Genomic DNA, 11,880 nt, shown 5'->3' on the forward strand with positions numbered 1-11,880 from the left:
CCCGACTTGAACTCAGGGCACCCTTGCCTAAGATGGCGCGATGACCCCTCCCGCGGCGACCGGTGCGCTCGCCGCCGCCGCGCCCGTCGTGGCGCCGGCCGCGGCCGGTGGCTGCGCGGGGCGCAGCGAGGAGGCGGGCGAGCCGCTGGCCGGCACCGCACCGCACGCGCGGCGCCTGGTCGCCGTCGAGCACGTCGGGGCCTGGCCCCGGCGGGTCGCCGACCATCCCGACCCCGAGGTCGCCGCGCTGTCGGCCCGGCTGCGCGGCGACGACGTCACGCTCCTGCTGATCCGCCGCACCGGGCGCGGGGGCCGCGTCGACGCCGACGGCGTGCGCACCGTCTACGTCGCCGACCTCGCCCCCGGCGGGTCGCGGGCGTGGACCCGCACCGTCCGTGGCACCGACGACCTGGCCGGGCTCGACCTCGACCCGGGTGCGGGGCGGCCGGTGCGCGACCCGGTCCTGCTGGTGTGCGCGCACGGCCGGCGCGACGTGTGCTGCGCGGTGCGCGGCCGGGCGCTGGCCGGCGAGCTGGCCGCCGAGGGCGCCGACGTCTGGGAGTGCAGCCACCTCGGCGGGCACCGCTTCGCCCCCACCGCGCTGGTCCTGCCCACCGGCTACACCTACGGCCGGCTCGACACCGGCTCCGGCCTGGCCGCGCTCAAGGCCGCGGCCGACGGCACGGTCGACCCGTGGAACTGCCGCGGCCACGCCGGGCTGGAGCCCGCGCAGCAGGTCGCCGAGCTCGCGGTGCGCGAGCACACCGGCATCGGGGACGCCGGGGCGCTGCTGGTCGACGCCGTCGACGGCCCGGGCCGGGTGACGGTGCGCTCCCGCGACGGCCGCACGTGGGCGGTGCCGGTGCGGATCGACACGTCGCTGCCGCCGCGCCCGCCGTCCTGCGGGGCGGCGCTGGAGGCGGCGACGCCACTGGTCGCGGGCCCGCCCGTCGAGGTGCGGAGCTAGCCGAGGGCGCGGTGCAGGGCGTGCGCCAGGCCGTCCTGCTCGACCGTCGCGGTGGACTCGTCGGCGTCGGCGTGCACCTCGGGCGGCGCCTGGCCCATCGCGATCCCGCGCCCCGCCCAGCGCAGCATGGCGCGGTCGTTGTCGCCGTCGCCGACGGCGAGGACCTCCTCGCGCGCGATCCCCCGCCGGGCCGCGACCCGCGCGAGCCCCGACGCCTTCGACACCCCGGCCGGGACCATCGTCACCCAGGGCAGCTCGTGGTCGAGGGTCAGCTCGGTGCCGGGCACGTGCAGCCCAGCGGCGCGCACCGCCGTCTCGGCCGGGTCGTGGCCCGGCCAGTACATGACGAGCTTGGGCGTCGGCTCGTCGAGCAGCGCGCCCCGGCCGACCTCGGTGACGGTGCCGGCGAGGACGCCCTCGGGGAACGGGGCACTGGTGCGCTGCCCGACCCCGACGTGCTCGCAGGCGAACACCGCGCCGGGGAAGCGCTCGGACAGCGCGTCGAGCGCCGCAGTGACGGCGCCGGGCGCGAGCCGTTCCATCGCCAGCACGCGGCGGGTCGCGGTGTCCATCTCCACCGCGCCGTTGGAGGTGAGCGTGACCCCGCCGCGCAGCCCGATCGCCTCCAGCGCCGGGACGACGCCGACGACGGTGCGCCCGGTGCACAGCATGACCTCGGCCCGCTCGGCGGCCCGGGCGATCGCGTCGCGGACCGCCGGGGTCGGCGGGCGGCGCCCGTGGACGATGGTGCCGTCGATGTCGAGCGCGACGAGCCTGATCACACCGGCGACCCTACGTCGAGCCGGAAGCGCTCGGCGCCGCCGCGGGTACCGCAGCGGCGCATGCCGAGCCGTTCCAGCACCCGGACCGAGGCGGGGTTGCCGGGGTCGACGCCGGCGACCAGCGGTGCCGCCCCGGCCGCGAGCGCGAGGTCGAGCAGGGCCCGGGCGGCCTCGGCGGCGTAGCCGCGCCCGCGCCGGGACGCGACGACGCCGTAGCCGAGCTCGAGGGCGGCCGGGCCGTCGTCGGGGGCGGGGAAGAGCCCGGCCCCGCCGACGACGGCGCCGCCGTCGCGCTCGACGAGCAGCCGGTGCCCGAGCGGGCCCCAGCCCGGGCCGGACGGGTCGCGGGCCAGCAGCCGGGCGACGACGCGGTCGCCGTCGGCCGGGAAGTCCGCCGCCCAGTCCGCGCGCCGGGTGCCCGCGACGACGGCGGCCGCGACGGCCGGGGACCAGCCGGGCAGCACCAGCCGCGCGGTGTGCAGGAGGGGGACGGGCACGACCACGATCCTGCCGTGCCCGTCCCCCGGCCCGCTCAGCCGCCGGTGCCCGACTCCTGCGCGACCGAGGCGCACGCCTGCTGGGCCGCGGCCCAGACGTCGCTGTCGACGCCGGGCGGTGCCTGCGGGGCACCGTCGCCGCCGGCTGCGCCCGCGGCCGGGGCCCCGGTGGGCGGCGTGCCCTGGCCGCCGGACCCGCCTGCGGAGCCGGCCTGGCCGTCCTGACCGCCCTGACCGCCCTGCCCGGCCTGTCCGGCCTGGCCGCCGGGGCCGCCGTCGGGCGGTGCGGGCACGCCGTTCTGCTCCAGGCAGGCCATCAGCGCGTCCGAGCCGGCCGGGGCCGCCGCGGTGCCCGTGCTCTGCCCGGACGTGCCGGTGCCGGTGGCCTGACCGGCCGACGCACCGGAGGTCCCGCAGGCGGCGGCGCCGAGCAGCGCCACCGCGACGGCGGTCCCCGCGGCGACCCGGCGGCCGCGGGAGAGCCGGGGCCGGGCCGGTCCCCCGGCGGTCACGGGTGCGGGGCTCGTGTCGGTCGACATGGGTACTGGGGCTCCTGTTCCGGTCGCGCCCGGGCCGGGCGGGGTGCCCGTCGCGGCGGCGACCGGGACCGAGGCTGGCCGGGCCGGCTGTGCCCCGGCTGTGCGCCGGTTCGGAGATCGTCCTGAGCGGCGTGCGACGGTGGGCCCGTGCGCACGCCGACCGCCGTCCCCGACCCGTTCCCCGCACCGCCGGAGGTGGCGGCGCACCCGGCGGTGGCCGCCGCGTCCCGGATCGCGGCCGCGGTCCTCGCCCCGGGCGCGGCCGGCGCCGACGACCCGGCCCGCGGGGTGCGCACCGCGGCCCTGACCGCCGTCGCGGGGGCGGGCCTGCTCTCCGTCGGCGTGCCCCGCGAGGAGGGCGGGCACGGCGGCGGCGAGCGGGTCGCCGCGGAGGTCGCCGAGCTGCTCGCCGGGGCGTGCGCGGCGACCTGGTTCGTCGGCACCCAGCACCGCACCCCGCAGCTGCTGGCGCGCGGCGGGCCGGGCGCGCTGCCGGCGGGCGCCGTGCGCACGGGACCGGCCGCCGGGCCGTACCGGGCGGGGCTGAGCGACGGGGGCACCCGCGCCGGGATCGCCGTCGCGCACCTGCGGCGGCCGGGCCCGCCCGCGGTGACCGCGCACCGCGAGGGCACCGGCTGGCGGCTGCGCGGGCGGTCGGACTGGTGCACCGGGTGGGGCCTGACCGACGTCGTGATGATCGGCGCAGCGGCGCCGGGCGACCGCTACCTGTTCGTCCTGGTCCCGGCCGGGGAGGCGCCCGGGCTGCGGGCCGGTCCCCCGCTGCCGCTCACCGTGATGGGCGGGACCCGCACCGTCGCCGTCGAGCTCGACGACCTGCTGGTGCCCGGCGGCGCCGTGCTCGCCGAGGTCGACGGCCCGCCCTGGCGCGAGCTCGACGCGGCCCGCACCGCGAACGTCGTCCCCGCCTCGCTCGGGGTGCTGCGCGCCGCGCTGGCCGGGCTGGACCGGCTCGCCCGCGAGCGGGACCGCCCCGAGGCCGGCGAGGCCGCCGCGCGCCTGACCGCCGAGGCCGTGGCGCTGCGCGGCGAGGCGTACGCGCTGCTGCACGAGGTCCCGCCGGGCGAGCGGCTCGCCGAGCGGGTGGCGCTGCGCGGCGAGCTCGCGGCGCTCACCGTGCGCACGACGCAGGCGCTGGTCGCGGCCCGGTCCGGCTCGGCCCTGCTCGCCGGCGGGACGGAACAGCGGTGGGCCCGGGAGGCGATGTTCTTCCTCGTCCAGGCCCAGACCCCTCCGGTGCGGGCCGCGCAGCTCGCCGCGCTGGCGCGCTGAGGCACGCACAGCCGGTCCACAGGTCGATCACCGGCTCCGCACAGCCCCCCGGAGCAGCCTCGCGACGGTGACGAGCACCCTGTCCCGGCCGCGGCCGGCGCCCGCCCCCGATCCCCGTCCACCGGCGTCGCGGCTGCGGCGGCACCTGCCGACGGCGGTGCTGCTCGCGGCGACGGCGGCGCTCTACCTGTGGGGCCTGTCGGCGTCCGGCTGGGCCAACGCGTTCTACGCGGCGGCCGCCCAGGCCGGCGGGACGAGCTGGTCGGCCTGGTTCTTCGGCGCGTCCGACGCGGCGGGGGGCATCACCGTCGACAAGGCGCCCGGCGCGCTGTGGCCGATCGGGCTGGCGGTGCGGCTGTTCGGGCTGTCGAGCTGGAGCGTGCTGGTCCCGCAGGCGCTGATGGGCGTCGGCTCGGTCGCGCTGCTGCACGCCGCGGTGCGCCGGGTCGCCGGGGACGGGGCGGGGCTGCTCGCCGGGGCGGCGCTGGCGCTGACCCCGGTCGCGGTGCTCATGTTCCGCTTCGACAACCCCGACGCGATGCTCGTGCTCGTCCTGACCGGCGCGGCGTACGCGCTGACCCGGGCGGTGGAGCGGGGCCGCACCGGCTGGCTGGTGCTCGCCGGCGCGCTCGTCGGCTACGGCTTCCTCACCAAGATGCTGCAGGCGTTCCTGGTGCTGCCGGCGTTCACGCTGGTGTGGCTGCTCGCCGCGCCGGTGGCGTGGTGGCCCCGGATCCGGGGGCTGCTCTCCGCGGCGGCCGCGCTGGTCGTGTCGGCCGGGTGGTGGGTGCTCGCCGTCGAGCTGTGGCCGGCGGCGGACCGGCCCTGGATCGGCGGCTCGCAGACGAACAGCGTGCTGGAGCTGGTGTTCGGCTACAACGGCGTCGGCCGGCTGACCGGCGACGAGGTCGGCTCCGTCGGGGGCGGCGCCGGCGGGCGCACCGGTGGCTGGGGCGAGACCGGGCTGCTGCGGCTGTTCGGCTCCGAGATGGGCCGGGAGGCGTCCTGGCTGCTGCCCGCGGCGCTGCTGCTGTGCGCGGCGCTGCTGTGGTGGACCCGGCGCACCCCGCGCACCGACCCGCTGCGCGCGGCGACGCTGCTGTGGGGTGGCTGGCTGCTGGTGACCGGGCTGACGTTCAGCCTGATGGCCGGGATCATCCACAGCTACTACACCGTCGCGCTGGCCCCGGCGATCGCCGCACTGGTCGGGCTGGGCGGCGCGACGCTGTGGCGGGACCGGGCGACGGCGGCGGCCCGCTGCGGTCTGGCCGTGGTCGTCGCGGTGACGGCGGTGTGGGCGTTCACGCTGCTGCCCGCGGCCTGGTCGGAGTGGCTGCGCTGGGGCGTGCTCGGGCTCGGGACGGCGGCCGCGGCGGCGCTGACCGGGGTGCACCGGATGCCGCGGGTGCTCGCGGCGGGGGTGCTGTCCGCGGCGCTGCTGGCCGGGGCCGGCGGGACCGCGGCGTGGGGCCTGGCGACGGCGGCGACCCCGCACAGCGGGGCGATCCCGAGCTCGGGCCCGCAGGGATACGGCACGGGGCCGGGCGGGATGCGCGGCGGGCCCGGCGGCACACCGCCCTCCGGCGCCCCGGGCCCGGGTGCCGGCGCGGCCGGTCCCGGCATCGCGGGCGCGGCGCGGGGCGGGGGCACGGCGCCCGGCACGGCGGGCACCGGTGGCCCCGGGACGGGACGCGGCGGTGGCGGCGGCCCGGGCGGCATCCTCAGCGCGCCCACGCCGTCGTCGCAGGTCACCGCCCTCATCTCGGACGGATCCGGGGACTGGACCTGGGCCGCGGCGGCGGTCAGCTCGATGCAGGCCGCCGGCTACCAGCTGGCGACGGGGGCGCCCGTGCTCGCCGTCGGCGGGTTCAACGGGACCGACCCGTACCCGACGCCGGAGCAGTTCCGGCAGATGGTCGCCGAGAAGCGGATCCACTGGTTCGTCGGGTCCTCGGGCACCGGGTCGATCAGCACGGACTCGGGCGGCAGCGACGCCGCGCTGCGCATCGCGGAGTGGGTCGAGGCGACGTTCCCGGCGACGACCGTCGACGGCGTCACCCTCTACGACCTGAGCGCCTCGTGACCGGGCGCACGGACCCCCGGCGGGGCCTCACAGCCGTCGCACAGGTCGATCACACGGGTGCGACAGCGGGGTCCCCGAGTGTGGTCCCCATGACCACAGTCGTCGCCGGCCCCGCGACCGGCACCCACCCGGACCGGGCCGGACGCTCCCGGACCGTGCTCGACATCGTCGTCCCCGTGTACAACGAGGAGGGCGACCTCGAGTCCTCCGTCCGGCGGCTGCACGCCTTCCTGACCGGCGGCTTCCCCTACAGCTTCCGGATCACGATCGCCGACAACGCCAGCACCGACGCCACCCCGGTCATCGCGCAGCGCCTCGCCGCCGCGATCCCCGAGGTCCGCACGGTCCGCCTCGAGCAGAAGGGCCGCGGCCGCGCGCTGCGCCACGTCTGGGCCGGGTCGGACGCCGACGTCCTGGCCTACTGCGACGTCGACCTGTCCACCGACCTCGGCGCGCTGCTGCCGCTGGTCGCGCCGCTGGTGTCCGGCCACTCCGACCTCGCGATCGGGACCCGGCTGGCCCGGGCGTCGCGGGTGGTCCGCGGGCCGAAGCGGGAGTTCATCTCCCGCAGCTACAACCTGATCCTGCGCGGCGCGCTGTCCGCGCGCTTCTCCGACGCCCAGTGCGGTTTCAAGGCGATCCGCTCCGACGTGGCGCGCCGGCTCCTGCCGCTGGTCGAGGACACCGGCTGGTTCTTCGACACCGAGCTGCTGGTGCTCGCCGAGCGCGCCGGGCTGCGCATCCACGAGGTCCCGGTGGACTGGGTCGACGACCCGGACTCCAGCGTGGACATCGTCGCCACCGCCGTCGCGGACCTGAAGGGGGTCTGGCGGGTCGGGCGGGCGCTCGCGACGGGCGCGCTGCCGCTCGCCGACATCCGCGCGCAGCTCGGCCGCGCCCCGCTGGCGCCGGCACCGGTGCCGGGGGTGCCGCGGGCCATGCCGTTCCAGCTGGCGCGCTTCGCCGCGATCGGCGTGGCGTCCACGGTGGCGAACCTGCTGCTGTTCCTGGCCTTCCGCGGGCTGCTCGGCCCGATCGCGGCCAACGTCGTCGCGCTGCTGATCTGCGCGGTCGCCAACACCGCGCTGAACCGGCGGTTCACCTTCGGCGTCCGCGGGCGCGAGGGCGCGGTCACCCACCAGTTCCAGGGCCTGATCGTGTTCGGGCTCGGGCTGGCCCTGACCACCGGCGCGCTCGGCCTGCTCGGCCTGCTCGCCCCCGGGGCCCACCTGGCCGTGGAGGTGGCGGTGATCGTCGCCGCGAACCTCGTCGCGACGGTGCTGCGCTTCGTGCTGTTCCGCTCCTGGGTGTTCCGTCCGCGCGCCGCGGCCGCGTCGCCGGCGACGGCGGGGAAGGCGGTCGCCCCGTGACCTCGACCCTCGACCGGACCCCGTCGCGGTCCGACGCTCCCCCGCCCGACGGCGGACCCCGGCGCGCGTCCCGGCCGCTGTCGGTCGCCGCCCTGCTCGCCGGGACCGGGGTGCTCTACCTGTGGAACCTGGGTGCCTCGGGCTGGGCCAACTCGTTCTACGCGGCCGCTGTGCAGGCCGGCGCGCAGGACTGGACCGCGTTCTTCTTCGGCTCGCTCGACCCGCAGAACGCGATCACCGTCGACAAGCCGCCGGCGTCGCTGTGGCCGATGGAGATCGCGGCGCGGCTGTTCGGGTTCTCCTCCTGGACCCTGCTGGTGCCGCAGGCCCTGATGGGCGTCGCCGCGGTCGGGCTGACCTACGCCGCGGTGCGCCGGGTCTGCGGGCACGGCGCCGGGCTGCTGGCGGGGGCGCTGCTGGCGCTCACCCCGGTGGCGGCGCTGATGTTCCGCTTCGACAACCCCGACGCGCTGCTCACGCTGCTCATGGTCGCCGCGGCGTACCTGGTGGTGCGCGGGGTGGAGGACGGCCGGACCCGCTGGGTGCTCGGCGCCGGGCTGGTGATCGGCTTCGCGTTCCTCACCAAGTCGCTGCAGGCGTTCCTCGTGCTGCCGGGCATGGCCCTGGCCTGGGCGTGGGCGGCGCCGGGACGTCCGTGGCGGCGGGTCGGGCAGCTGCTCGCGGGCGGTGCGGGCGTCGTCGTGGGGGCGGGCTGGTGGCTGCTCGCGGTGGCGCTGTGGCCCGCCGGGTCCCGGCCCTACATCGGCGGGTCCGGTGACGACACCCCATTGGGGCTGGCGTTCGGCTACAACGGCCTGGGCCGGATCACCGGCGGCGAGGGCGGCGGCCCGGGCGGCGGCCGGATGCCGGGTACCGGGGGCACCGGGGCTCCGGGCGCCCCGGCCGGCGCGGACGCGACCGCGCTGCCCGGGGTTCCGGGCGGCACGGGCGGTGGCATGAGCGGCGCCATGGGCGGTCCCGGCGGCGGCATGGGCGGGGGCTTCGGCGGGCGGTCGGGCCTGCTCCGGATGTTCGAGACGTCGTTCGGTACCCAGATCTCCTGGCTGCTTCCGGCGGCGCTGGTGCTGCTCGTCGCGGCGCTGGTGCTGCGCGGGCGGCTCGCGCGCACCGACCGGGTCCGCGCGTCGCTGCTGCTCTGGGGCGGCTGGACGGTGGTGACGGTGCTCGTCCTGTCGTTCATGGAGGGGATCGTGCACCCGTACTACTCGGTGGCCCTGGCGCCGGGGATCGCGGCGCTGGTCGCGGTCGGCGGGCGCGAGCTGCTCGCCCACCGCGAGCGGTGGTGGGTGCGTGGTGTGCTGGGCGCGACGGTGGCCGGGACCGCGGTGTGGGCGTTCGTGATGCTCGGCTGGTCGCCGTCGTTCCTGCCGTGGCTGCGCTGGGCGGTGCTCGTGGCGGGCGTCGTGGCCGGCGCGGCCCTGCTGGTGCCGTCCGGGCGGCGACGCTGGCTCGCCGTCGTGCTCGGTGCCGCGGTGCTGAGCGGGGTGGCCGCCCCGGCCGCGTACGCGGTGCAGACCGCGGCGACGACGCACGAGGGCTCGATCCCGACGGCCGGGCCGTCGGTCGCCGGGTCGGACGGCGGGCCGACCGGCGGGCGCGAGCGCCGCGAACGCGCTGACGGAGCCGACCGGGCCAATGCGGCGTCCGCGCCCACCGGCACCGCCGGCACGGCCACCACCGGCGGTGACGCGGGCGCCGGGCCGGTCGGCGGCGGGACCACCGGTGCCGGACCGGGCGCTCCCACCGGCGGCGGAGGGGGCTTCGGCGGGCCCGGCGGCGCGGGCACCGGCGCACAGGTCGTGGCGCTGCTGCGCGACGCCGGCCCGGCACGCTGGGCCGCGGCGACCATCGGCTCGCAGAGCGCCGCGTCGATGATGCTGGCCGCCGGCGGCGACACCGCCGTCATGGCGATCGGCGGCTGGTCGGGCAGCGACGAGTCGCCCACCCTGGAGCAGTTCCAGCGCTACGTCGCCGACGGCGACGTGCGCTATCTCGTCGCCGGTGGCGAGCGCGGCGGGCCCGGCGGGGACCGCGGTGTCGGTGCCGCGATCACCTCCTGGGTCGCGGCGCGCTGGACCGCGACCACGGTGGACGGCGTCACCGTCTACGACCTGTCCGCGACGCCTCACTGATCCGGCCCCCGCCGGGGAACGCTCCCCCGGCGGGTGTCGTCGCGGGCGACGGCGGCGCGGGTGCATGCCCCCGGCGCCGCCGACCGGCAGAGTGGGGGCATGAGCACCGCCGCCCCGTCGTCGTCGCCGCTCCCGCTGCGCCCGCCCGCGAACCGGGTGGACCCGCGGGCGATCTGGTGGTGGCGGCTGTCCGCGCTGCCGGTCCCGGTGGTGCTGCTCGCCGGGCAGGTCGTGGCCTGGTTCCTGCTCCCGGCGACGCCGTGGCACGGCGTGCTCGTCGCGACGGGCGCGCTGACGGTGCTGTGGCTGCTGGCCGGGACGCTCGTCGTGCCCCCGCTGCGCTACCGGCTGCACCGCTGGGAGGTCACCGACGACGCGGTGTGGACCCGCTCGGGCTGGCTGGTGCGCGAGTGGCGCATCGCCCCGATCCCGCGGGTGCAGACCGTCGACACCGAGCACGGCCCGCTGCAGCAGGCGCTGCGGCTGGCCACGGTGACGGTCACGACGGCGTCCGCGCGCGGCCCCGTCCGCATCGCCGGCCTCGACGCCGCGCAGGCCGCGGAGCTGGCCCGCCGGCTCACCGAGACCACCGGCCGCCACGCCGGGGACGCGACGTGAGCGACCCGGCTCCGGTCACGGCGACCGGCCCCGCCCCGGCCCCGGATCCCGCCACCGACGGCTGGCGGCGCCTGCCGGGCCGGATGCTGCTGGTCGCCCCGGCCACCGCGCTGCTCCGGCTGGCCCCGGCGCTGGTCGTGCTCGTGCTGTTCGGCGCGGGCAGCGGCAACCGGACCCAGGTCCTGATCGCCGGGGCGGCCGTGGTCCTCGCCGTCGCCGCCGGGGTCGTGCGGTGGCGCACCACCCGCTACCGGATCACCGACGAGCGCGTCGAGCTGCACAGCGGCCTGCTGAACCGCCAGCGGCGCTCGGTGCCGCGCGACCGGATCCGCACCGTCGACCTCACCGCCCCGCTGCTGCACCGGCTGGTGGGGGTGTCGGTGGTGAAGGTCGGCTCGGGCCAGCACGGCTCGGACTCCGGCCTCGACCTCGACGCCGTCGCCACCGAGGAGGCCGAACGGCTGCGCCGCGAGCTCCTCGCCCGCCCCACCCCCGCGGCGGACGCGGCACCGCACCCGCCCGGGCACGCCCCGCACGACGTCACCGACGCCGCCGGGGAGGGCGCCGGTCGGGCGGCGGGCACCGAGCTCGACCGGCTCGACTGGTACTCCCTGCGCTTCGCGCCGCTGACCATCAGCTCGCTGGCCGCGATCGGCGCGCTCGCCGGCGCCTCCTGGAACGTGCTCAACGAGACCGGGGTCGACCCCCGCCGGCTGCCCGGCGCCGACACCGTCGCCGGGGAGCTGTCGGCGGCGCCGATCTGGGCGTCGGTGCTGGTCGCGGTGGGTGTGCTGCTGCTGGTGATGGTGGCGGGCAGCGTCGTGCTGTTCGTCGAGCGCTGGTGGGACTACCGCCTCACCCGCGAGCCCGACGGGACGCTGCGGGTGCGGCGCGGGCTGCTCACCAAGCGGTCGCTGTCGGTGTCGGAGCAGCGGCTGCGCGGCGTCACCGTGGCCGAGCCGCTGCTCGTGCGGGCCCTGGGCCGCGGCGCGCAGGCGGGGGCGCTGACCGTCGGGCCGGCCGGGGAGAGCGGCGGCTCCGGGGGCGGGGCGCTCGGACCGCCGGTGCGCCGCGCGCACGCGCACGCCGTCGCCGCGACGGCCGCCCGCGCCGACGGTCCGGTGACCGCGGGCCCGCTGCGGGCGCACCCGCCCCGGGCGCGGACGCGGCGGCTGGTGCGGGCGGCCGGGCCCGCGCTGGTGCTCCTGGCCGGGGCGGGCGCCGGGGTCGCGGCGGGCGGACCGGTGTGGACGGTCGTCGTCGCGGCCGTGCTCGTGCTGCTCGCCGTGCCGCTGGGGCTGGACCGCTACCGCGCACTCGGGCACCGCCTCGACGACCGCTACCTGCTGTCGCGGCACGGCTCGCTGCTGCGCACGACGACCGCGCTGCGCCGCGACGGCGTGATCGGCTGGCGGGTCCGCCAGAGCCTGTTCCAGCGTCGCGCCGGGGTCCTGACGCTGGAGGCGACGACCGCCGCCGGCGGCGGCGCGGTGCAGGTGCTCGACCTGTCCCCCGCCGACGCCGTGGCCCTCATGGCGGCCGTGACCCCCGAGGCGGTCGCGGACCTGCGGTCCTGACCCG

Annotated in this window: 10 protein-coding genes; 7 read left to right on the forward strand and 3 right to left on the reverse strand. The window is 78.9% G+C overall.

Annotated features, from left to right (window positions below; genetic code table 11):
- Window positions 1–40 precede the first annotated feature (40 nt).
- A complete protein-coding gene (locus WJX68_RS20150) occupies window positions 41–967 on the forward strand; it encodes a sucrase ferredoxin (RefSeq protein ID WP_340293320.1) in 927 nt (308 codons plus the stop codon).
- On the opposite strand, the gene WJX68_RS20155 is transcribed toward WJX68_RS20150, so the two are convergent.
- Genes WJX68_RS20155 through WJX68_RS20165 form a run of 3 tightly spaced genes read right to left on the reverse strand, consistent with a single transcriptional unit; the run spans window position 964 to window position 2,785 of the window.
- A complete protein-coding gene (locus WJX68_RS20155; RefSeq protein WP_340293322.1) occupies window positions 964–1,749 on the reverse strand; it encodes an HAD family hydrolase in 786 nt (261 codons plus the stop codon). The two genes, WJX68_RS20150 and WJX68_RS20155, sit on opposite strands and share 4 nt — an antisense overlap.
- A complete protein-coding gene (locus WJX68_RS20160) occupies window positions 1,746–2,246 on the reverse strand; it encodes a GNAT family N-acetyltransferase (RefSeq protein WP_340293324.1) in 501 nt (166 codons plus the stop codon). The genes WJX68_RS20155 and WJX68_RS20160 overlap by 4 nt, the downstream gene beginning before the upstream one ends.
- A gap of 35 nt (window positions 2,247–2,281) precedes the next feature.
- Window positions 2,282–2,785, reverse strand: a complete 504-nt coding sequence (locus WJX68_RS20165; RefSeq protein WP_340293326.1) for a hypothetical protein — start codon at window positions 2,783–2,785, stop codon at window positions 2,282–2,284.
- A gap of 147 nt (window positions 2,786–2,932) precedes the next feature.
- Between WJX68_RS20165 and WJX68_RS20170 the strand changes: the two genes are divergently transcribed.
- From WJX68_RS20170 to WJX68_RS20195, 6 genes are all read left to right on the forward strand, one after another.
- Window positions 2,933–4,075, forward strand: a complete 1,143-nt coding sequence (locus WJX68_RS20170; protein ID WP_340293328.1) for an acyl-CoA dehydrogenase family protein — start codon at window positions 2,933–2,935, stop codon at window positions 4,073–4,075.
- Between the two features lie 67 nt (window positions 4,076–4,142).
- Complete coding sequence (locus tag WJX68_RS20175; RefSeq protein ID WP_340293330.1) at window positions 4,143–6,158, forward strand: glycosyltransferase family 39 protein; 2,016 nt, start codon at window positions 4,143–4,145, stop codon at window positions 6,156–6,158.
- Between the two features lie 89 nt (window positions 6,159–6,247).
- Entirely contained in the window at window positions 6,248–7,528 is a 1,281-nt protein-coding gene (locus WJX68_RS20180) for a bifunctional glycosyltransferase family 2/GtrA family protein (protein WP_340293332.1), read from the forward strand.
- Window positions 7,525–9,681 (forward strand): glycosyltransferase family 39 protein, encoded by a 2,157-nt coding sequence (locus tag WJX68_RS20185; protein ID WP_340293334.1) that lies wholly within the window; start codon window positions 7,525–7,527, stop codon window positions 9,679–9,681. The genes WJX68_RS20180 and WJX68_RS20185 overlap by 4 nt, the downstream gene beginning before the upstream one ends.
- A 99-nt stretch (window positions 9,682–9,780) precedes the next feature.
- On the forward strand, window positions 9,781–10,299 hold the full coding sequence (locus tag WJX68_RS20190) for a PH domain-containing protein (RefSeq protein WP_340293335.1): 519 nt from the start codon (window positions 9,781–9,783) through the stop codon (window positions 10,297–10,299).
- Window positions 10,296–11,876: a PH domain-containing protein gene (locus WJX68_RS20195; RefSeq protein WP_340293337.1), complete on the forward strand. Its 1,581-nt coding sequence runs from the start codon at window positions 10,296–10,298 to the stop codon at window positions 11,874–11,876. Before WJX68_RS20190 ends, WJX68_RS20195 begins: the two co-directional genes overlap by 4 nt.
- Window positions 11,877–11,880: the final 4 nt, after the last annotated feature.

Source organism: Pseudonocardia spirodelae (assembly GCF_037727765.1).
In the GTDB taxonomy this organism is placed as follows: Bacteria; Actinomycetota; Actinomycetes; order Mycobacteriales; family Pseudonocardiaceae; genus Pseudonocardia; species Pseudonocardia spirodelae.